Source organism: Rhizobium sp. PDO1-076 (genome assembly GCF_000247475.1).
Classification (GTDB): Bacteria; Pseudomonadota; Alphaproteobacteria; order Rhizobiales; family Rhizobiaceae; genus Allorhizobium.
This window is the reverse complement of sequence record NZ_AHZC01000321.1, coordinates 1-20,546: the sequence shown is the minus strand read 5'-3', so window position 1 is coordinate 20,546 and position 20,546 is coordinate 1. Positions and strand designations below refer to the sequence as shown.

At 59.2% G+C, this 20,546-nt stretch carries 20 protein-coding genes and 1 pseudogene; 5 read left to right on the top strand and 16 right to left on the bottom strand.

Going from position 1 to position 20,546, the window contains the following annotated elements:
• Positions 1–9: 9 nt before the first annotated feature.
• Positions 10–582, bottom strand: a complete 573-nt coding sequence (locus tag PDO_RS15970) for a P-loop NTPase family protein (protein ID WP_007604016.1) — start codon at positions 580–582, stop codon at positions 10–12.
• A gap of 85 nt (positions 583–667) precedes the next feature.
• Between PDO_RS15970 and PDO_RS15965 the strand changes: the two genes are divergently transcribed.
• A complete protein-coding gene (locus PDO_RS15965; protein WP_007604015.1) occupies positions 668–913 on the top strand; it encodes a ribbon-helix-helix domain-containing protein in 246 nt (81 codons plus the stop codon).
• A 15-nt stretch (positions 914–928) separates the two neighbouring features.
• Positions 929–1,204 (top strand): annotated as a pseudogene (locus tag PDO_RS15960) (type II toxin-antitoxin system RelE/ParE family toxin); the annotation flags it as partial.
• On the opposite strand, the gene lipA reads toward PDO_RS15960, so the two are convergent.
• The 15 genes from lipA to PDO_RS15885 form a co-directional block, all read right to left on the bottom strand.
• Positions 1,205–2,176 (bottom strand): lipoyl synthase, encoded by a 972-nt coding sequence (gene lipA, locus PDO_RS15955; RefSeq protein WP_007604014.1) that lies wholly within the window; start codon positions 2,174–2,176, stop codon positions 1,205–1,207.
• A gap of 45 nt (positions 2,177–2,221) precedes the next feature.
• Entirely contained in the window at positions 2,222–2,473 is a 252-nt protein-coding gene (locus PDO_RS15950) for a GlsB/YeaQ/YmgE family stress response membrane protein (RefSeq protein ID WP_007604012.1), read from the bottom strand.
• A 79-nt stretch (positions 2,474–2,552) separates the two neighbouring features.
• A complete protein-coding gene (gene lpdA, locus PDO_RS15945) occupies positions 2,553–3,998 on the bottom strand; it encodes a dihydrolipoyl dehydrogenase (RefSeq protein ID WP_007604009.1) in 1,446 nt (481 codons plus the stop codon).
• An 82-nt stretch (positions 3,999–4,080) separates the two neighbouring features.
• Positions 4,081–4,347, bottom strand: coding sequence for a YdcH family protein (locus tag PDO_RS15940; protein ID WP_007604008.1), 267 nt, complete (start codon positions 4,345–4,347; stop codon positions 4,081–4,083).
• Positions 4,348–4,466: 119 nt separating this feature from the next.
• Positions 4,467–5,105, bottom strand: coding sequence for an SGNH/GDSL hydrolase family protein (locus tag PDO_RS15935; RefSeq protein WP_007604005.1), 639 nt, complete (start codon positions 5,103–5,105; stop codon positions 4,467–4,469).
• 15 nt (positions 5,106–5,120) lie between these two features.
• A complete protein-coding gene (locus PDO_RS15930) occupies positions 5,121–6,452 on the bottom strand; it encodes a pyruvate dehydrogenase complex dihydrolipoamide acetyltransferase (RefSeq protein ID WP_007604002.1) in 1,332 nt (443 codons plus the stop codon).
• 15 nt (positions 6,453–6,467) lie between these two features.
• A complete protein-coding gene (locus PDO_RS15925; RefSeq protein WP_007604000.1) occupies positions 6,468–7,844 on the bottom strand; it encodes a pyruvate dehydrogenase complex E1 component subunit beta in 1,377 nt (458 codons plus the stop codon).
• A gap of 15 nt (positions 7,845–7,859) precedes the next feature.
• Entirely contained in the window at positions 7,860–8,906 is a 1,047-nt protein-coding gene (gene pdhA / locus PDO_RS15920; RefSeq protein ID WP_007603998.1) for a pyruvate dehydrogenase (acetyl-transferring) E1 component subunit alpha, read from the bottom strand.
• 149 nt (positions 8,907–9,055) lie between these two features.
• The gene (locus PDO_RS15915; protein WP_007603996.1) at positions 9,056–9,373 is read right to left on the bottom strand and encodes an FtsB family cell division protein; all 318 of its coding nucleotides are present in this window, start codon (positions 9,371–9,373) and stop codon (positions 9,056–9,058) included.
• Positions 9,374–9,513: 140 nt separating this feature from the next.
• Positions 9,514–10,788, bottom strand: a complete 1,275-nt coding sequence (gene eno, locus PDO_RS15910) for a phosphopyruvate hydratase (RefSeq protein ID WP_007603994.1) — start codon at positions 10,786–10,788, stop codon at positions 9,514–9,516.
• A 203-nt stretch (positions 10,789–10,991) separates the two neighbouring features.
• The gene (kdsA, locus tag PDO_RS15905) at positions 10,992–11,840 is read right to left on the bottom strand and encodes a 3-deoxy-8-phosphooctulonate synthase (RefSeq protein WP_007603992.1); all 849 of its coding nucleotides are present in this window, start codon (positions 11,838–11,840) and stop codon (positions 10,992–10,994) included.
• Positions 11,837–12,730, bottom strand: coding sequence for a VOC family protein (locus tag PDO_RS15900; RefSeq protein ID WP_007603990.1), 894 nt, complete (start codon positions 12,728–12,730; stop codon positions 11,837–11,839). Before PDO_RS15900 ends, kdsA begins: the two co-directional genes overlap by 4 nt.
• Positions 12,731–12,763: 33 nt before the next feature.
• On the bottom strand, positions 12,764–13,306 hold the full coding sequence (locus PDO_RS15895; protein ID WP_007603985.1) for a DUF1003 domain-containing protein: 543 nt from the start codon (positions 13,304–13,306) through the stop codon (positions 12,764–12,766).
• A 158-nt stretch (positions 13,307–13,464) separates the two neighbouring features.
• A complete protein-coding gene (locus tag PDO_RS15890; protein ID WP_007603983.1) occupies positions 13,465–13,947 on the bottom strand; it encodes a hypothetical protein in 483 nt (160 codons plus the stop codon).
• Positions 13,940–14,761 carry a helix-turn-helix transcriptional regulator gene (locus PDO_RS15885; RefSeq protein ID WP_007603981.1) on the bottom strand — a complete coding sequence of 274 codons (822 nt, stop codon included), beginning with the start codon at positions 14,759–14,761 and terminating at the stop codon, positions 13,940–13,942. Before PDO_RS15885 ends, PDO_RS15890 begins: the two co-directional genes overlap by 8 nt.
• 807 nt (positions 14,762–15,568) lie before the next feature.
• On the opposite strand from PDO_RS15885, the gene PDO_RS15880 reads away from it, so the two are divergent.
• The 3 genes from PDO_RS15880 to PDO_RS15870 all read left to right on the top strand — a co-directional run.
• The gene (locus PDO_RS15880; protein ID WP_007603980.1) at positions 15,569–17,269 is read left to right on the top strand and encodes a hypothetical protein; all 1,701 of its coding nucleotides are present in this window, start codon (positions 15,569–15,571) and stop codon (positions 17,267–17,269) included.
• 126 nt (positions 17,270–17,395) lie between these two features.
• Positions 17,396–19,426, top strand: coding sequence for a hypothetical protein (locus PDO_RS15875; RefSeq protein ID WP_244426468.1), 2,031 nt, complete (start codon positions 17,396–17,398; stop codon positions 19,424–19,426).
• An 11-nt stretch (positions 19,427–19,437) separates the two neighbouring features.
• Positions 19,438–20,546: type I secretion system permease/ATPase (locus PDO_RS15870; protein WP_007603978.1), on the top strand; the 1,109-nt coding region annotated here is incomplete at its 3' end.

Sequence of the window (20,546 nt, the reverse complement as noted above, 5' to 3'; positions counted from 1 at the left end):
GGAGCGGACTTAAGCAGGCGCGCCGACAAGATCAAGCAGGCGGCGCATGTCTTTGCGGGTTTTCAGTACAAGAACCGGGATGTCGGGACCGTAGAGGTCCAGTGCGCCAGCGATGCGCGGGGCGAATATCCTGTCGAAGGTCCAGATATAGCGCAGGAACTCTATACCGGGAAAGCGCTCCACGCATCCCGGTGCCATGTCGGGGCGGGTGCGGCCGATATAGCGGATCCCTCGCTTTGCGACACCCCACAGGCATGCCCAACGCGACCGCTTGACCCAGAGGACGAGATGGGTGCGCGGCACCCGTAGGTCGAATGTGGACGGACCGGAACCATCCATCAGCCAACTATCCCGGGCGACAGCCTCGGAAATCAATCCGCGCTCCTCCGGCTTGGCGCGCTTGACCCAACCGGGCAGCCAGAAGAACTCACGGTCCATCGAAAGGTAGGGCACATCAAGATGGTTGCAGAGTTTTTGCGATAATGTGCTCTTGCCGCCACCCGAGCAGCCGATGACCATAATGCGGCCTGCTGCTTTCAGGAGGTCGGCGGCTCTTGCATCAGCCGAGATATAGTGCGGCATGCCAAACTCCCCGCGCGTCAATCTTATACGGGCTTTTTGACACAGCCGGACTCACGGTGCCATACCCAATACAAGGAGATTGAACATGGCGAAACTCACCGTCGCATTGCCCGCTGCATTGAAAGACTGGGTGGAGGCTCAGGCCGAAAACGGCCTCTACACGGATGCGGAGAAATACCTTCGCGACCTGATCCGCAGGGATCAGGTGCGGGCCACAGCGGTTGCAGAGTTTCAAAGTCTTGTCGATGACGGGTTGGCGAGTGGCGTCACTGACGAAAGCATGCCCGACATCCTCTCCTCCCTGAAGAGCGAAAGGCTCCGCAGCGCTTGAGGCTATCGCCTCACCCGCAAAGCAGCCGAGGATATCCGGCAGATCTATCGGTCGGGTGAGATGCGTTTCGGGGAGCGACAGGCTGAAGCCTATCATATAAACTTGGAGCGGACACTGGAACTGCTGGCAGGCAATCCAAAACTCGCGAGACAACGGCTGGAAATCACGCCACCAGTCCGCGGTCACCCCTTCGGTGCGCATTTGATCATTTATCAGGATCTGGCGGATCACGACATTCTCGTGATCCGCATATGCCATGGCCACGAAGATTGGCAGGCAAGACGCGACTGATCAGCCCCGCGCCGCCTGTGCCTTTTCGCGATTGGCCTTGAGGCGGGCGAAGTCGTCGCCGGCGTGGTGCGAGGAACGGGTCAGCGGGCTCGACGATACCATCAGGAAGCCCTTGGCATAGGCCACGGTCTCGTAGGACTTGAATTCGTCCGGCGTGACGAAGCTCATCACCTTGTGGTGCTTACGGGTCGGCTGCAGATACTGGCCGATGGTGAGAAAATCGACATCGGCCGTGCGCAGGTCGTCCATCAGTTGCAGCACTTCGTTGCGCTCCTCACCGAGGCCGACCATGATGCCCGACTTGGTGAACATCGTCGGGTCGAGTTCCTTGACCCGCTGCAGCAGACGCACGGAGTGGAAATAGCGGGCTCCGGGACGAACGGTCAGATAGTTGCCCGGAACGGTTTCCATGTTGTGATTGAAGACATCGGGCTTGGCGGCAACGACGCGTTCCAGCGCGCCCGGCTTCTTCAGGAAGTCTGGCGTCAGGATCTCGATCGTCGTTTCGGGCGAAGCAGCACGGATCGCCCAGATCACCTTTTCGAAATGTTCCGCGCCACCGTCATCCAGATCGTCACGATCCACCGAGGTGATGACGACATGGGACAGACCCATCTGCTTGACGGCTTTCGCCACGTTTTCGGGCTCGGCCATGTCGAGCGCATTCGGCTTGCCGGTCGCGACATTGCAGAATGCACAGGCGCGGGTACAGATCTCGCCCATGATCATGAAGGTCGCGTGCTTCTTTTCCCAGCACTCGCCGATGTTCGGGCAGCCGGCTTCCTCGCAGACGGTCACGAGCTTGTGGCTGCGCACCAGGTCACGGGTTTCGTGGTAGCCCTTTGATGTCGGAGCCTTGACGCGGATCCATTCCGGTTTGCGCATGACTTCCGTGTCCGGCCGATGGGCTTTTTCCGGATGGCGCACGCGCTTTTCGTCGGCGAGATTGGTCCTGTCGAGGATAGTGACCATGGTGGTAACCTGTCCTGGCCGCGAAACGTGGCGGCGGTAGAGAAATTAGCGCCGCACAAGCTTGGCGATGAAGAGAAGCAGGCTTGCGCCGACGAAACTGGTGATCAGATAACCGAGCCAGTCGCCCTCGACGAAGATGCCGAGGCGGCGGAAGATCGCGGCAGCCACGGCTGCGCCGACGATGCCGATGATGATGTTCATGAAGATGCCGAAGCGCATGTCCATGAGCTTGCCAGCCAGCCAGCCGGCCAAACCGCCGACGATGATCGTCAGGAACCAGCCAATTTCAAAACCCATCATCCACTCCTCTATCTATAATTCGCCGTCTATATAGGCGGCGAAACCCCGTGTCACAACAGCTAAGCGGTTGCGCGCCTCAGGCGTTGAGAACCTTGCCGTAAGCGTCGAGCACGCTTTCCTTCATCGTCTCCGAAATGGTCGGATGCGGGAAGATCGTGTGCATCAGTTCTTCCTCGGTGGTCTCGAGGTTCATGGCGACGACGAAGCCCTGGATCAGTTCGGTGACTTCGGCGCCGACCATGTGCGCTCCGAGCAATTCGCCGGTCTTCTTGTCAAAGATCGTCTTGACCAGGCCCTGGTCCTCGCCGAGCGCGATCGCCTTGCCGTTGCCGGCAAAGGGGAAGCGGCCGACGCGGATGTCGCGGCCCTCGGCCTTGGCTTTGGATTCCGTCATACCGACAGAGGCGACCTGCGGGTTGCAATAGGTGCAGCCCGGGATCTTCAGCTTGTCCATCGGATGCACGTTCGGCAGGCCGGCGATCTTCTCGATGCAGATCACGGCTTCATGCTCGGCCTTGTGGGCGAGCATCGGAGGGCCGGCAACGTCGCCGATCGCGTAGACGCCGGGCACGTTGGTCTTGCCGTAGCCGTCGATGACGATGCAACCGCGATCGGTCTTGATGCCCAGGGTTTCAAGGCCGAGGTTTTCGATATTGCCCTGAACGCCAACCGCCGAAATCATCCGGTCAGCGGTGATCTTCTCGACCGAACCGTCCTTTTTCTCGACATGCGCGGTGATGCTGTCGGCACCCTTCTCGACCTTGGACACCTTCGCGTCGAGGATGATCTTCATGCCCTGCTTGTCGAACTGCTTCTTGGCGAAATTCGAGATCTCGATGTCTTCCACCGGCATGACCTGGCTCATCAGTTCGACGACGGTCACATCCACGCCCATGGTGCGGTAGAAGGAGGCGAATTCGATGCCGATCGCGCCCGAGCCCATGACCAGCAGCGACTTCGGCATGGCTTCCGGCTTCATTGCATCGAAATAGGTCCAGATCAGCTTGCCGTCGGGTTCGATGCCGGGCAGCGCGCGCGGACGTGCGCCGGTGGCAATGACGATGTGCTTGGCGGTATAGGTGCCTTCGGCCAGCGTATTCTTCGGGAGCGGCGCCTGCGGCTGGACGATCGGCTTTGCGGTCTTGGACACGACAACCTCGCCCGGCTTGGTCAGCTTGGCCTCGCCCCAGATGATATCGACCTTGTTCTTCTTGAACAGGAAGCCGACGCCGGCATTCATGCGCTCGGCAATGCCGCGCGAGCGGGCAACGATCGCCTTCAGGTCCGGCTTGATCGAGCCTTCCAGCGTCAGGCCGAAGCTCTTGGCATGCTGGGCGGCGTGCAGGACGTCAGCCGAACGCAGCAAAGCCTTGGTCGGGATGCAGCCCCAGTTCGAGCAGATGCCGGCCAGGTGCTCGCGCTCGACCACTGCGACCTTCATGCCGAGCTGTGCGGCACGGATCGCAGCAATGTAGCCACCTGGGCCGGAACCGATAATGATGACGTCATAAGCATTCGACATGGGTGCTTCCACTCCTTGGTTATCAGAGCCTCCGGTTACATTGGCACCGAAGGTTCAAGCGGGACTGGAAGCATACCCCGTCTTATGTGGCGGGTTTTTCGGCTTCCGGTTCGTGACGAACCAGCATCCCGTAGATTTCATCCTTGAGCTGCATCCGCTTCTTGCGAAGTTCGACTATCCGGAAGTCGTCAGCAGGCTCGATATTGGTCTCGGCGCGATGGATGGTCCCGTTGACCTGATGATAGGTCTCGAACAACCTGGCAAAATGTCCATCCGTTTCCTTCAGATGACGCATCAGCCCGACGTGTTCCGGAAATTCCGCCGCCAGTTCGTGCGGTGTGTTCGACATGTTCCCGTCTCCTCTTCTAAGGTCTACGGCAACACCCTAAGCACGGCGCACAATCACTCCTTGATTTTGATCAACGGTGCCGGCCTTTGTCGATCCGGCACCCTTTGGCATAGTCCAGTCTATATCCCGAGCATCATACGAGCGATCGGTTCAAGCCCGCGACCGATCGCACGGGTATTTTCCGCATCGAGATGGATGCCATCCAGCGGCGATGTTTTCGCCACAGATCCGGCATCGAAGAAACCGCAACCCGCCTCGTCCGCGAGATCGCGGTAGAGGCTTGCAAGCATCTGCGATTCCTCCAGTCCACCCTTGAACATGGCGGCGAAATGCACATTGGCCGTATGGCAAATCGGCGGCGGCGAGACGAGCAGGATGTCGGGTCCATCATAGCCGAAACCCCAGTCATGATGGCGGATCTGCTTGACCAGGCGATCGATGCCCTTGGTGGCGGCAATCGCTGAACCACCAATGCCACGCTTCATGTCGTTGGTGCCGAGCAGCAGGATCACCAGATCCAGCGGCTTGTGGGTTTCGAGGATGCTCGGCAGCAGCTTGACGCCATTGCGCTCGCAATCGGCGAGATGGTCGTCATAGGCGGTGGTGCGGCCGTTCAGGCCTTCGGCGATCACTCTGACACCGTGGCCGAGCGCCTTCTGAAGCACACTCGTCCAGCGGTCCTCATAGGCATGACGACCCGGATTGACCGGATCGTATCCCCAGGTCAGGCTATCGCCGTAGCAGAGAACGGATTTCATGCACCCGCTCCCTTGTCACACCAGCATGCCCATCGGGTTCTCGATGTAGCGCTTGAAGGCGCCGAGCAGTTCGGCACCGAGCGCGCCATCGACGCAGCGATGGTCGGTCGACAGCGTCACGGTCATGACATTGGCGATCTTCATCTCACCGTTCTTGACCACGACCCGCTCCTCGCCCGCGCCGACTGCCAGGATAGTGGCATGCGGCGGGTTGATGACAGCGGAGAAACTTTTCACGCCCATCATGCCCATGTTGGACACGGCCGTCGTGCCGCCCTGGAATTCTTCCGGCTTCAGCTTGCGATCCTTGGCGCGCTTGCCGAGGTCCTTCATCTCGTTGGAGATCGCCGAAAGCGACTTCAGCTCTGCGCTGCGGACGATCGGCGTGATCAGGCCACCCGGGATCGACACTGCAACGCCGACATCGGCGTGCTTGTGCTTGACCATGGCGCTTTCGGTCCAGGAGACATTGGCATCCGGCACGTCGCGCAGAGCAAGCGCCAAGGCCTTGATGACCATGTCGTTGACCGAGAGCTTGTAAGCCGGGGCGCTGTCCTTGCGCGGAGCGGCATCGTTGAGCTGGGCACGCAGCGCCAGAAGCGCATCGAGTTCGCAATCGACGGAGACGTAGAAATGCGGCACCGTCTGCTTGGATTCAACCAGACGCTTGGCAATGATCTTGCGCATGCCGTCATGCGGCACGAGCTCGTAGGAACCTTCGGCAAAGTTCTTCAGAACGGCCTCGTCGGATGCACCCTTTGCAAGAACGGGGGCCGGAGCAGCAGACGGTGTGGCAGCAGCAGGTGCCGCTTTCGCGCCGCCGGTGGTGACGACCTTTTCGACGTCGCTTTTGACGACCCGGCCCTTCGGACCGGAACCGGCAACAGCCGACAGATCGAGCCCGGCTTCCTTTGCGAGGCGACGCGCCAGCGGCGATGCAAAGACCCGGGCGCCGGACTGGGCCACAGCAGGTGCGGGAGCCGCAACGGGTGCCGGTGCCGCGGCAGCAGCCGGAGTGGCGGCCGGTGCAGGAGCGGCAGGAGGTGCTTCAGCCTTGGCCGGCGCGGCGGAACCACCGCCGCTTGCAGCGGCCGCAACATCCTCACCGTCGACGGCGAGGATGGCTATCACGGCATTGACCTTGACGGCCTCGGTGCCGGCCGGAACGACCAGCTTGGCAACAACGCCTTCATCGACGGCTTCCACTTCCATGGTTGCCTTGTCGGTCTCGATCTCGGCGATGACATCGCCGGACTTGACGGTGTCGCCTTCCTTGACCAGCCACTTGGCCAGATTGCCCTCTTCCATCGTCGGAGAGAGCGCCGGCATGGTGATATTGATCGGCATGACCCTAGCCTCCCCTTACTTGTAGCAGACGGTTTTGACGGCCTGAACCACTTCGCCGACATTCGGCAGAGCGAGCTTTTCGAGATTGGCGGCGTAAGGCATCGGCACGTCCTTGCCGGCGATCGTCAGGATCGGCGCATCGAGATAGTCGAAGGCCTGCTGCATGACGCGGGTGGCGATTTCGGTGCCTACGGAGCCCTGCGGATAACCTTCCTCGACAGTGACCAGACGGCCGGTCTTCTTCACCGATTCGATCACGGTCGGAAGATCCATCGGACGGATGGTGCGCAGGTCGATCAGTTCGACGTCGATGCCTTCCTTCTCCAGCTCGGCAACCGCCTTGGTGGCGTAGGTCATGCCGATACCGAAGGAAACGATAGTGACGTCCTTGCCGGTCTTGTGGATGCGTGCTTTGCCGATCGGCAGGACGAAATCATCCATCTTCGGCACTTCGAACGAGTGACCGTAAAGGATTTCGTTCTCGAGGAAGATGATCGGGTTCGGATCGCGGATGGCAGCCTTGAGCAAGCCCTTAGCGTCAGCCGCCGTATAAGGCATGATGACCTTGAGGCCCGGGATCTGGCTGTACCAGGCCGCATAGTCCTGGCTGTGCTGGGCGCCGACGCGGGCAGCCGCACCATTGGGGCCGCGGAAGACGATCGGCGCACCCATCTGGCCGCCGGACATATAGAGCGTCTTGGCAGCCGAGTTGATGATCTGGTCGATCGCCTGCATGGCGAAGTTGAAGGTCATGAACTCGACGATCGGACGCAGGCCAGTCATCGCCGCACCGACGCCGACGCCGGCAAAGCCGTGCTCTGTGATCGGGGTGTCGACGACGCGCTTGGCGCCGAATTCGGCGAGCAAGCCCTGGGTGATCTTGTAGGCGCCCTGATATTCGGCGACTTCCTCACCCATGATGAAGACGTCAGGATTGGCGCGCATTTCTTCGGCCATGGCTTCGCGCAGCGCTTCACGCACCGTCATCGTCACCATTTCGGTGCCGGCCGGAATATCCGGATCGGCGGCAACCTGCGAAACCGGGGCAGCCGGAACAGGCGCAGATGATGCGGCCGGAGCCGGCGCTTCTGCGGCAGGTGCCGCCTCGGCAACAGCAGCCTTCGGTGCTGGTGCGGCGTCGGCACTTTCGCCATCCTGCAACAGGATCGCGATCACCGCGTTGACCTTGACGTTCTCGGTACCGGCAGCAACCATCTGCTTGCCGAGAATACCTTCGTCAACGGCTTCCACTTCCATGGTCGCCTTGTCGGTTTCGATTTCAGCGATCACGTCGCCAGACTTAACGCTGTCGCCTTCCTGCTTGATCCACTTGGAAAGCGTGCCTTCTTCCATCGTCGGAGAAAGGGCGGGCATCAAAATTTCGATCGGCATGGGTTCCCTCCCCGATTACAGAAGAATGTCGGTGTAGAGCTCGGATACATCCGGCTCCGGATCGGCCTGGGCGAAATCGGCACTGTCGGCGACGATATCGCGAACATCCTTGTCGATGCCCTTCAACTGATCCTCTGTGGCCCAGCCTTTCTCGAGAAGGCGAGCCTTCACCTGCTCGATCGGATCCTGCTCCGAGCGCATCTTCTGCACTTCTTCCTTGGAACGATACTTCGCCGGGTCGGACATCGAGTGACCACGGTAGCGATAGGTCAACATTTCGAGGATGATCGGACCCTTGCCGGAACGGCAATGTTCAAGCGCATCGTCGGCAGCGGCCTTGACGGCGCGCACGTCCATGCCATCGACCTGGACGCCAGGAATGCCGAAGCCGGAACCGCGCAGCGAGTAGTTCGACTGCGCCGTCGCACGGGCGGTCGATGTGCCCATGGCGTAACGGTTGTTCTCGACGATATAGATGATCGGCAGCTTCCAGAGAGCAGCCATATTGAAGCTCTCGTAGACCTGGCCCTGGTTGGCAGCGCCATCGCCGAAATAGGCAACGGATACATTGTCATTGCCGCGATACTTGTTGGCGAAGGCAAGACCGGTACCGAGCGAAACCTGGGCGCCAACGATGCCGTGACCACCGTAAAAATGCTTCTCTTTCGAGAACATGTGCATGGAGCCGCCCTTGCCCTTCGACAGGCCGCTGCGGCGACCGGTCAATTCGGCCATGACACCACGGGCACTGAGACCAGCCGCCAGCATGTGACCATGGTCGCGATAGGCGGTGATGACCTGATCACCTTCCTTCTGCGCCATCTGCATGCCCACCACGACGGCTTCCTGGCCGATGTAGAGGTGACAGAAACCGCCGATGAAGCCCATGCCGTAAAGCTGGCCAGCCTTTTCTTCGAAGCGGCGGATGAGAAGCATTTCACGATACGCGTGAAGCTCTTCGTCCGCACCAAATTCAGGCATATTTTTTCCGGTGAATTCCTTGCCGGCAACTTTTGCAGTCGTTTTCCGGCTAGAAGCAGTCGCGGATTTTCGCGGCGCCATTCATCCCTCCCATGGGTTATGCATGCTCTATCGTTGGAGGCAGGATATGCAAGAAAAGGCGTGACGGCAATGCTAGAAATGCATAGCTTGCATTCCGCGCAAGCCATTGTATTTTCTTGCAAATTTTTGATTAACTTGATTTCAGTTAATTAGAAATAGGTATTGAAGATGACAATTTCATCCGGGCGCGACATATTCAGCTGATAGCGCGCCTTCTCGTCGATGATGTCCTCATCCAGCGAACCATCGCTCAACAGACCGACTTCCTTCTCAAGGCTCGTACGCTGGGCAACAAGAACAGCAAGCTCCGAACTGCGCGCCAGGCGCTGTCGCTCGAACTCTTGCGCTGCGCGCAGACCATAATCACCATGGAGGGAATGATAACCGAAGTAGGAGAGGAATGCGATGGTCACGGCAGGGAGAATGAGACGACCGAATTTCTTCTTTTTATGATGCCTGGTCCACATGCCGACAACGCCCTGATACGCAAAACTTTTCGCCAAGTTAGCGCTGATGTCTTAACCGATCATTGACCGCGATTGGCAAGCAATAAAAAACCTGCGCCACGGGTATGGCGCAGGTTCTTCGATGGGTATCGAAAGCGGCATCAGCCGCGCAGGATGGACGTGCCTGCGTAGCGGGCCTGCGGGCCAAGCGCTTCCTCGATCCGGATCAGCTGGTTGTACTTTGCGGTACGATCCGAGCGGGCAAGGGAGCCGGTCTTGATCTGACCGCAGTTGGTGGCAACCGCGAGATCGGCGATCGTGGAGTCTTCGGTTTCACCCGAACGGTGCGACATGACGGCCGTGTAGGCGGCGCGGTTTGCGGTAGAGACGGCATCCAGCGTTTCCGACAGCGAGCCGATCTGGTTGACCTTGACCAGGATGGAGTTGGCAACGCCCATCTTGATGCCGTCGCGCAGGCGCGAAGAATTGGTGACGAAGAGATCGTCGCCGACGAGCTGGACCTTGGCGCCGATCTTGTCGGTCAGGGACTTCCAGCCTTCCCAGTCGTCTTCCGCCATGCCGTCCTCGATCGAGAAGATCGGGTACTTGCCGGCGAGTTCGGCCAGGTAGTCGGCCATGGCTTCCGGCTCGAGCGTGCGGCCTTCGCCTTCGAGAACGTACTTGCCGTCCTTGAAAAATTCGGTCGAGGCGCAGTCGAGGGCGATATGCATGTCCTCGCCCGGACGATAGCCGGCCTTTTCGATCGACTTCATGATGAAGTCGAGGGCAGCCGGCGCGGAGGCCAGACCCGGAGCGAAGCCGCCTTCATCGCCAACGTTGGTGTTGTGACCATCGGCTGCGAGCTGCTTCTTCAGCGTGTGGAACACTTCCGAACCCATGCGAACTGCATCGCGGATGGTTTCTGCGCCAACCGGAACGATCATGAATTCCTGGAAATCGATCGGATTGTCGGCATGAGCACCGCCGTTGATGATGTTCATCATCGGAACCGGCAGGACATGCGCGTTCGGTCCACCGATGTAGCGATAGAGCGGCAGGCCGGATGCCTGGGCCGCAGCCTTGGCGACGGCGAGCGAAACGCCGAGGATAGCGTTGGCACCGAGGCGCGACTTGTTGGCCGTGCCGTCGAGTTCGATCATCAGATTGTCGATCTGGATCTGGTTCTCGGCATCATGGCCGCCGATGGCGTCATAGATTTCGCCGTTGACGGCTTCGACAGCCTTCTCGACGCCCTTGCCGAGATAACGCTTGCCGCCGTCACGCAGCTCGACGGCTTCGTGCGCGCCGGTCGAAGCGCCCGACGGAACGGCCGCACGACCCATGCTGCCGTCTTCGAGATAGACGTCGACCTCAACGGTCGGGTTGCCACGGCTGTCGAGAATCTCGCGGCCGATGATGTCGGTAATGGCGGTCATGTTCGCTCCCTATAGAATGAAAGGACAAGGCTCCGGGGCAGATGCTCGAGCGTCAGTTGCGCCCGGCCCAGCCTGTGAGTCTTCCTCTCTTAGCCTATGATCCAGAAATTACAATGACAGGCTCGGGCCGACAATTCCGAAAACCTAATCGATTTAAAAGAATTGAATAGACACCCGAGGCCCATCAATCGATTGAATGGAATTCAAGCGGCCTTGGCGATATCGTCAAAGGCAATCAGCTTTTCCAGCAGACGGCGCATATCGCCGATGCGAACCATATTCGGCCCGTCGGACGGCGCATTGTCGGGATCCTGGTGGGTCTCGATGAAAAGGCCACCGACGCCAACGGCCACTGCCGCGCGGGCCAGCGTTTCGACGAATTCGCGCTGACCGCCGGAGGAACCGCCCTGCCCGCCCGGCTGCTGCACGGAATGCGTGGCATCGAACACGACCGGTGCACCCATAGACGCCATGATCGGCAGCGACCGCATGTCGGAGACCAGCGTATTGTAACCGAAGGACGCGCCGCGCTCGCAGAGCAGCACATTCGGGTTGCCGCTGGCATTGAGCTTGTTCAGAACATTCTTCATGTCCCACGGCGCCAAGAACTGGCCCTTCTTCACATTGACCACGCGACCGGTCTTGGCGGCAGCCACGAGAAGGTCGGTCTGGCGGCAGAGAAAGGCCGGGATCTGGAGCACATCGACGGTCGGCGCGACGGCAGCGCACTGTTCCTCGGTATGGATATCGGTGAGGACCGGGATGCCGTATTCCTTCTTGATGTCCGCAAAGACCTCCATCGCCGTCTCGAGGCCGATACCGCGCTCGGCCGAAAGCGACGTGCGGTTCGCCTTGTCGAAGGATGATTTATAGACAAGACCGAGGCCGAGTTCGCGGCAAAGCTCGACAAGCTTTCCGGCGATCATGAACGCATGGTCGCGGCTTTCCATCTGGCACGGGCCGGCGATCAGGGCAAAGCGGCCCGTTTGCGAGAATACAGCCTTTCCGGCACCTTCGCCGACGGTGACTTCGGAATTGGTCGGATTGCTCATGCTTGCTCCTCGAAAACGAATAGAACGCCTTGGCCTGGGGCCGGCGCCACGATCAGGCGCGCGCCCAGTTTCTGATAGGCGATGGCATTACCAGCGAGACAGGCTTCTGTCACGCCGATATCGCGGCAGTGAAACACGACGGCTGCGCCTTCAAGGCCTCGGCCTTTGCGGCTCGAGACACCACCGAAATGCGCTGTGAACCCTTCCGGCGTCAGCGCATCAACGGTAGCATTTGCGGCGACAAGCGAGATACCGAACGAATGCGCTGTGACATCTCTCTGGCCGAGACCGAGTTCGAGCAGATACTGGAAATCGCTGGGATTGTCCTCGACCAGAACAACGCGCGAAATGCCGACGACGCCATTGTCATGCACCAGCAACGCGCCCCGATCCCTCGGCAGGGCATTGATCCGCTGACAGGCAAACAGAAAGAAATCCGGACCGCGCAAGTCGGCGGCAAAAGCAAGCTTGAAGGCGGCGTTGATCTCGCGGCCATCGGGAAAGCGCATCAACCGGGCGAATTCCAACATGTCGCCGGCGCCGAACCCTTGCGTTCGAAAACGACTATCGTCGGCGAAAGCATCGTCTGATTTGACGACGATGGCAGACAGGCCCTCGCCCTTCCGGAACCGGAACGCCTGATCCCGCGCCACAAAGACATTGCCGGCTTTGGCCGCGGCCTCGCAGTCCTCACGACTGGCAACGGCCAAAGGCTCCAGATAGGTCTCATCGGCGAAAAACACGCAGGCGTTTTCGGTTCCGAACGGATGGATAGCGTCAGCGGCGACAATGAAGCCGAGCGCCGACAGACGCGCTCTTGCGACATCCAGCGATCCCACCGGCAGGACAAGATGATCGATCGACCTCGGCGCCTGATGTTCCGTCTCCATATCGACCTCTCCTGCTATCAACATCCGCCTTACCTAGTGCTTATGACGGGGCAGCGAAAGGGCATCGATGCTCGCCTTCAGCTCTGCAATCTCTTGCCGGGTCTCCTGCAGCTCCTTCAACACATGCAGATCGATCTTGCGGTGCAGGCCGAGCACCTCGATCTCCGCCTTCAGATTGATCTCATAGTCCTTGGCGGCCATGAAGCGGTCGCGCTCCGCCTGGCGGTTCTGGCTCATCATGATGATCGGCGCCTGGATAGCGGCAAGCATCGAGAGAATCAGGTTGAGGAAGATGAAGGGATAGGGATCCAGCGATTCTGTCGCCAGAACGACGGTGTTGAGGATGACCCACGCCACCAGAAACAAAAGAAAGCCGATGATGAAGTTCCACGAGCCGCCGATACGGGCGATCGCATCGGCCAGACGCTGGCCCGTGGTGGACACCGCCAGAAAGTCCTCACCTGCATCAGTCGACAGGGTGCGTTGTTCGCGCGCGTGGCGCAGCACCTTTTTCTCCGCCGGGTTCAGTTCATGCACAGCCTTGCCGAACAGCGTCTTTTCCGTGTCCACCGACATCAATCACGATCTCCGTTTCGATTCGCGACCAGTGTTTGCGCCAATATGCGGCAAAAACAATGGGCGACGCAGTCACACACAGCCAATCGTCAAATATGGAAGGGGTTCGGCCGGGCTCTATAGGCCAGTGATCCGCAGCAGGTCAGATCGAGCAACGACTATTTGGGAAAACCATATTTCTCGGTGATGCTCCAGAACGACTGGTTGATCCTGATCAGGGAGCGGATGCTCTCGCGGATCCGCTCGATCTCCTGATCATCGAGCTCCTCGATCTTGCCGTATTTGATGTCGTCCCGGCCTTCGAAAATACGCATGGATTGGGTTAATCCGCGGCCGCTGTCGGGGTCGAACGAGTAAATGCAATGGTTGTATTTGTTGCGAAGTTTGGCTTCCTCCGACAAGCGTCTGGTTGAATCCAGCACATCGGCGCGACAATCCGCCGGTGTCTTCTGCATCTTCGCCAGGCGCTCGACGAGATCGATGCGCGCACGTGGCGTATTCAGCGTCAGAAAGATGACGATAGCCGTCTCTTTGTCCGACTGGGCAAGGCCGGCGATCATATGGATCAAGAGACTTTCGGTATTGGTCCAAGTGTAGTTCAACTGCCCGATCAGCAGCAGTACATCCTGAAATCTACGCATCGCCGCCAGAGACCGGATTGCTGCCCGGCCTGTGGAGGTCGCCGGAGCCTGATCCGCCACCCTCCCTGTCCCTGTGTTCGAAATAAAGCGCGACCGCTTCGGTTCGATTGTGGACGCCGAGCTTGGTGATGATGTTGTGGATATGGATCTTGACCGTGTGTTCGGACAAACCGAGTGCAGCCGCGATGATCTTGTTCTGGTTGCCCAAGGCTATCCTAGCCAGGATCTCGTTTTCACGTTTGGTCAACTGGTGCATGATCTTGCCTTGGATTTCTTGCACAGGGTGTGGTTTCGCCTCGTCGTATGGGCTGTGTCCCTCGTTTCGCCAACTGATACTGTCTTGATTTCGATAGGCGATCGACGGGAAATATGTCCCTCCCCTCAGGATGATCCGCAGCATCGAAAGCAGAACATCGAGACTGACATTGAGGGGCAAGACTCCCTTGACATGGCTGGTATCGACCAGATGAAAGCGCTCAACGCTGCCGCGCAGATCACTGTCCGTAACAATGGCAATGGCGGCGGAGGGATGTTGGGCGAGCAGTTCGCCGGCACAATCACTCAGCTCGTGCGCATGGAGCAAATCGACAAGCACAAGCCGCAGCGGAATATCGAACTCACCCAAAGCCGACAACATGCTGACACTGTGCGAAACCCGGATGAAAGGAAACTCTCGTTGAATGGCAGCAGCCATCGCCCCCGAGATAACATCCGGCGGACCAACATACAGAAGTGTTCGAAGATTTGGCATTGCCTCCAGAGAGGCCGCCAAATCCGCGCCACCGCTTCCGACGTGAGGCGCAAGTTGTTTCATGCAGCATGCCTCCCCGAAAATACAATCACAGAGTGCGCCACCCGTCGCCATCTCCGTTCCTTTAGAAAACGGTAAACCAAACGGCATCGGTTGGGAATAGTCCGAACGATCTAATGGGCGCGCCACTAGACATCATGAGCGACAACAATATCGCAGCTCATTGCAAACGAAGCGCATTTAAGCGCGCGGCGACAAGTACAAGTCTAGATCATCTACACAAAACGAGGGGGATATTGGCGGTTGACTACCCCTTTTGATCCTAGTCTGCGGCCAAATGCCAGAGTGGCACGGCATATTCCATGCAGCGCACTTTCTCCATAAACGAGCCTTTTTTATGCGGGTGTCCGTCAAAATACTCAACCCTAAGCAGAGTTCAGTTCTAATCTGTTTCATTACGAACCACTCGTCGGGTTACGCTCGCATTGATACGTAGCACGTCAGCAACGGTCGATTGTACTGACTGTCTAGACCTCCGCCACAGATTGCTGCACTGCACATTACTAGCTCCATGTATCAGCTTATCTTCTGGCGCCAACAAGCACAGACTTGATTTGAGGCGACGATCTGGTTGTTCGCGTTGGGCATGATTCTCCGAGAGACTGCCTGAACAGAGATCGACACCTCATAACCGCATTCAGGAGGAGCACTTCATCAGCATCGACAATCGTCGCAGTGGCGACAGTGAAAGTGGCCTCGTGAGGCAAATGTCTTTCAACCGCAGATCAATCCGGAATTCGCATGTGAAGACCGTATAGAAGATGAATAACGGTCAAACAGTCGCGGAATCCGATGACGGAGGATACGACTATGGGTAAGTCCAAGAATAACTATTACGATCATGACGACGACAACAGTCAGGATCAGGAACAATCCGAAGCCCAGGCGCAGGCCCAACTTGAAGCGCAAGCCCAGTTCGAGGCCCAAGCGCAGGGACAGGGCCAAGGTCAAGGACAGGGGCAAGGTCAGTACCAGTCCAGTGACTCCGAAAACCTCAACGGCAATGGCAATGGCAACCTGAATGGCAATGGTAACCTGAACGGTAACCTGAATGCCAATCTCAACCTCAATGAAAACATCAGCACCACGACCGTTACGGTTGGCGTGACCGTTGATGCCGGGCTCGAAGGCTACGTGCCCAGCGACGATGATTTCGCCGATATCGACGTTTCCAAAGGCTCCTCAGTCGAAGGCCTGTTCAATGTCCAGTTCAAGGACATCATGAATGATGCCCTCGACGGCGAGGGAAATGACGTCGGCAATGTCTTCAACCAGATCGCCAATCTCCAGGACAATGACAAACTGGAGAGCGCCGAAGTCAAGAATGAGGCCGCCTTCACGGTTAACGCCGAAGCCAAGGGCGGATTCGCCAAGGCTGAAGAAGGCATCAATGGCGGCGGCGAAGGCGGAAACGGCGGCGGCAATGCGGACGCAGACGGCGGCGATGGCGGCAATGGCGGCCTTGCTTTCGGCGGCGGCGCCCTCGGCGGCACCGGTTTTGGCGGCTTGGCAGCCAGCGAAGCTGACGGCGGCGATGGCGACGGCGGCGATGCCGACGGCGGCGAAGGCGATTCCGGCAGTGCTGACTCAGGTGCTGCACTCGGTGGCATCGGTCTTGGCGGTCAGGGCGGCAACGGCGCGGCAGGCGTTGGTGTCGGTCTCGGCCTCGGTCTTGGTCTGGGTGCCGGTCTGGCCCTGGCAGGTGAAGGCGCAGGCGGCAGCAACAGCACCGGCGATGGTGGCGAAGGCGGCTCTGGCGGTGATGCCGAAGGTGGCGATGCTGAAGACGCTGGCGATAGCGAATCCACAGGCGGCGATGGCGGCAACGGCCTCGGTATTTCCCTGGGCCTGATCAATCCGATCCTCATCGACAATGAAGGCGGCAATGCCGGCGGTAGCGGTACTGGTGGCAGCAATGCCGGAGGTGCCGGGAACGGCGGTGGCGCCGGTGGTGCCGGTGGTGGCAGCGGTGCAGCAACCGATTCCGGCAATGGTGGCAATGGCGGCGATGCCGGTGGACTGGGCCTTGGCCTTGGTGCCGGTACCGGTGCAGGCCTGGGTGTCGGCGGTGACGGCGGTGCCGGTGCAGCCGGCAACGGCGGCGGCGGGACCTCTGGCAGTGCGACCAGCGGTGAAGCTTGGGGCGGGGATGCCTGGGCTGAAGGTGGTGATGGTGGTGGCGCTCTCAGCGGTGCCTGGACAGCCGGCACCGGGGGCGGTGCAGTCGGCGGTTGGGCTCTCGGCGGCGATGGCGCCCTCGGTGGTGCAGGCGGCACTGCGACAACCGGTTATGGTGGCGCAGGCAATGGCGGCTCGTGGGGATCGGACAATGGCGATGACGGCTATGTCACCGGCACCAGTTCCGCGAGCGCGGACGCTGGCATCGACACCAGTGCCTTCAACCAGGAAATCGTGATGGGTGCCAACCTGCAGCAGAATGCCATCGACATGACAGTCGTCGGCGGCAACCTGACCAGCACGGTTGTGGGCGAGGACGACGACGGGGTCTAAACCGGGATCGCATTCATCCACAGAACAAACGTCACGGGGCTGCGCAGGCTTCCTGCGCAGCTCGTTTGTGCCTCATGACACGCAGTCATGGCGGCATCTCAGGAACAAGGAGTTACGGCCTTGACGATGATGGACAAATTCACCGAAGAGATCAGCCATTTTATCGGCTTCTTCCATATCAGCGTCGAGAATGCTCGGGCTCGGGAAGCTTACCAAGAGTTTTCCTTCACCAAGACCGATGTCGAGGTGGAGAAGCTGCCGGTCCACACCAGCGATTTTGCGGCACCATTCGATCTCCTCGGGTTTGAGCCGGGTTTCGGCTACCGTGCCCCGGCACCGGACCACTGGTATGTGCTGACAAGACCTATCGAAACGCAGTCGGTCTCAGGCGCCAGAACGGTCGGCCATCAGATTGACGGCCGCGTGCTGCCGGATACGCCAAACTACGGTTTCGATGGGCCGAACAATATCATCAACTCGGTGCACTACCTCTCCCCGGACATTCAACCACCAGGTTCGGTCGTCAACCATTTCCACCAGGCCATCTCGCTCTCCGATGACGATTATTTCAGCGTCGGCGGCCATGGCCTCACGTTCAATCCAGAGCCGATCGATGACGCTGCCGTGCTTGGAGGCTTCGAAGAGGCCTCTGCGCTGTCGCCTCTCGGCGACCTCGCACGCCCCGGATCAAGCGAAGAGATGATCGGCGTCATCAAGACGGTCATCGAACAGCTGGAGGATGCGCCCCTGGACGGAGATGCCGTTCAGATCCACATCAGCGCAAAGTCGATAGACGGCATCTATGTCAATGGCGAACTCGTCGAGGAAGCGCCGAATATCGAAGATTATCATTCCCTCGCCAAGGATCAGAACAGTGGGGATGAGAGCGAGGGCGAGGAGAGCGCGGAAGGCAAAAGCACCAATACCTGGACCAAGGACGACGGCACGGTCGCCATCGAGGTGTCAGTGGAAGTGCATACCGGCGGCAATACGCTGATCAACAACGTCGTGCTGCAGAACTTCTGGACGGGCGCGACGGTCACAATCGTTGCCGGAGACCATGTCGAAGTGAACGCGATCGTTCAAATCAACGCGCTCTGGGACACCGATTCGATCACGTCAGCGGTCAGCAACTGGACCCAGGATGCGGCCGCAAACGAGATGTTCAATATCGCAACATTCGATCATCTGGATATATCCGATGGCTCGGAGGGCGGCGCAAGCAGTAGCGATGACTATCCGGCATTCTGGGCGGTCACCGAAATCCATGGCGACCTGATGATCGTCAACTGGCTCGAGCAGATCATCTTCATGAGCGACGACGATGTCGGCATTCTCTCCTCGTCCGGCGTGACCACAAGCGTGATCGCCGGCGACAATTTCGGCGTCAACCACGCTTCGGTCTTCGAACTGGGCTTTTCCTACGATCTGATCATCATCGGCGGTTCGATTTTCGACGCGAACATCATCCACCAGATGAACGTGCTGTTCGACAATGACTATGTCGGCGCAACAGCTGATTTCCAGACATCGGGCGAAGGCTCCGTTTCCTCATCCGGCAACCTGCTCTGGAACCAGGCACGCATCGGCACGATCAGCGATGCCGACCGGTTCGACAGCCTGTCGCAGGACCAACTCGGCACCTTGGCGTCCTTTGCAAATGGCGAGGGCAGCATCTCGCCGGAACTTCTGTCCGATGAGGCCTTTGCGGGGCTGCAGGGGTTGCGGGTCCTCTATATCAGCGGTGACCTGATCAACCTTCAATACATTCGCCAGACGAACATCCTCGGCGACAGCGACCAGATCGCGCTGGCGATGGATGCAATTGCACCCAATCTCGATGCCGACTGGACAATCGAAACCGGATCCAACGCACTGCTGAACAACGCCACGATCATAGACCTGGATTCCGTCGGGAAGACCTATGTCGGCGGCCAGCAATATTCGCAGGAAACGCTCTTCCAAGCCGAACTGATCTCCGGGCAACCGGACTTCGGCAACCCGGATCCCGATGCGCTGGTCAACGAAGCCATACTTTTTCTCGACGATTCCATGCTCGCTCCAGACGATCACTCGACGGCATCCGATGCCTCCTGCATGCCGTCCGACTATGACGGCCACACGGGTGATGGCGTGAACGGCATGATTGGACATTAAAGGGGACATAAATGTCGGAAATCCGCAAACGCCTGGAGCCAACGATTGAACCAACAGAAAACAGGGCGGTACCGAGATCGCCACGGCTGGAAGCATCGAATGATACGGATGGAACCTATGCAAGGCTCGAACGGGCCGTCGAAGATTATCTGAAAGCAGAGGTCGGCAATCCCAAGCCGCAATCGGCGACGTCGGCCCAGCCGATCCGCCCCCCGCAAAACCTGAGGGTTGCCTACAGCCAGACAGATACGCCAGAAACTCCCTCGCCAGAAACTCCCTCGCCCGAGCCGACCGCCGAGATCAGGCAGGAACCGTCACCGGAACCTGATGCACCGCAGAGCCGCCCGCTCGAATCGAGAGCTCCGGACGGCATGAAGGTGATCGATGGAGATTGCGGCCCGGTGAAGGCCGAAACAACCAGCACGGATAATCCGGCATCCCCCCGGGGCGGCAAGGGATCCGGCGGCGGTGGCGGTACGTTCCACAAGCGGCTCGGCCAGGTCGATTTCAACGCCAGCCTGAAGGCCGGCATCCATGCGGTCAAGCGCAACCTGTTGATCGTCATGGTATTCACTGTTGCGAGCAATGTGCTGGTGCTGGCCATACCGATCTATCTGTTCCAGATTTCGGACCGGGTGCTGACCAGCCGCTCGACCGATACGCTGATCATGCTGACGATCGTGATCGTCGGTGCCATCATTCTCCAGTCCGCCTTCGACGCATTGCGCCGTTTCATCCTGATGCGAACCGCCGTGGAGGTTGCGGCCCAGCTCGGAGCACCGATCCTGAGTGCAGCGGCGCGGGCGTCCCTGCATGGCAATGGGCGCGAATACCAGACGCTCGGAGACCTGCAGCAGGTCCGCTCCTTCCTCGTCTCGCGGACGCTGCTCGCCTTTCTCGATGCCCCGATCGCGCCGCTTTTCCTGCTCGCGGTTTTTTTCATCCATCCCCATCTCGGCTACATCGTCGTGGTCACGGCGATCCTGCTGCTGATCTTCACCCAGATAAACCAGCGCGTCACAGCCATGCCATTTGCAGACGCCAACACCGCACAGATCAAGGCCAACCTGCATCTTGATTCGATGACCCGCAATTCGCAGATCATCAATGCATTGGCTAT

Coding starts and splice junctions, on each gene's coding strand:
- PDO_RS15930 (WP_007604002.1), bottom strand. CDS start 6,452: ATGCCGATCAATATCACCATGCCGGCGCTCTCTCCGACGATGGAAGAG.
- PDO_RS15965 (WP_007604015.1), top strand. CDS start 668: ATGGCGAAACTCACCGTCGCATTGCCCGCTGCATTGAAAGACTGGGTG.
- PDO_RS15935 (WP_007604005.1), bottom strand. CDS start 5,105: ATGAAATCCGTTCTCTGCTACGGCGATAGCCTGACCTGGGGATACGAT.
- PDO_RS15875 (WP_244426468.1), top strand. CDS start 17,396: ATGATGGACAAATTCACCGAAGAGATCAGCCATTTTATCGGCTTCTTC.
- kdsA (WP_007603992.1), bottom strand. CDS start 11,840: ATGAGCAATCCGACCAATTCCGAAGTCACCGTCGGCGAAGGTGCCGGA.
- PDO_RS15885 (WP_007603981.1), bottom strand. CDS start 14,761: ATGAAACAACTTGCGCCTCACGTCGGAAGCGGTGGCGCGGATTTGGCG.
- lpdA (WP_007604009.1), bottom strand. CDS start 3,998: ATGTCGAATGCTTATGACGTCATCATTATCGGTTCCGGCCCAGGTGGC.
- PDO_RS15940 (WP_007604008.1), bottom strand. CDS start 4,347: ATGTCGAACACACCGCACGAACTGGCGGCGGAATTTCCGGAACACGTC.
- PDO_RS15950 (WP_007604012.1), bottom strand. CDS start 2,473: ATGGGTTTTGAAATTGGCTGGTTCCTGACGATCATCGTCGGCGGTTTG.
- PDO_RS15890 (WP_007603983.1), bottom strand. CDS start 13,947: ATGCGTAGATTTCAGGATGTACTGCTGCTGATCGGGCAGTTGAACTAC.
- PDO_RS15970 (WP_007604016.1), bottom strand. CDS start 582: ATGCCGCACTATATCTCGGCTGATGCAAGAGCCGCCGACCTCCTGAAA.
- lipA (WP_007604014.1), bottom strand. CDS start 2,176: ATGGTCACTATCCTCGACAGGACCAATCTCGCCGACGAAAAGCGCGTG.
- PDO_RS15925 (WP_007604000.1), bottom strand. CDS start 7,844: ATGCCGATCGAAATTTTGATGCCCGCCCTTTCTCCGACGATGGAAGAA.
- PDO_RS15915 (WP_007603996.1), bottom strand. CDS start 9,373: ATGTGGACCAGGCATCATAAAAAGAAGAAATTCGGTCGTCTCATTCTC.
- pdhA (WP_007603998.1), bottom strand. CDS start 8,906: ATGGCGCCGCGAAAATCCGCGACTGCTTCTAGCCGGAAAACGACTGCA.
- eno (WP_007603994.1), bottom strand. CDS start 10,788: ATGACCGCCATTACCGACATCATCGGCCGCGAGATTCTCGACAGCCGT.
- PDO_RS15895 (WP_007603985.1), bottom strand. CDS start 13,306: ATGTCGGTGGACACGGAAAAGACGCTGTTCGGCAAGGCTGTGCATGAA.
- PDO_RS15880 (WP_007603980.1), top strand. CDS start 15,569: ATGGGTAAGTCCAAGAATAACTATTACGATCATGACGACGACAACAGT.
- PDO_RS15900 (WP_007603990.1), bottom strand. CDS start 12,730: ATGGAGACGGAACATCAGGCGCCGAGGTCGATCGATCATCTTGTCCTG.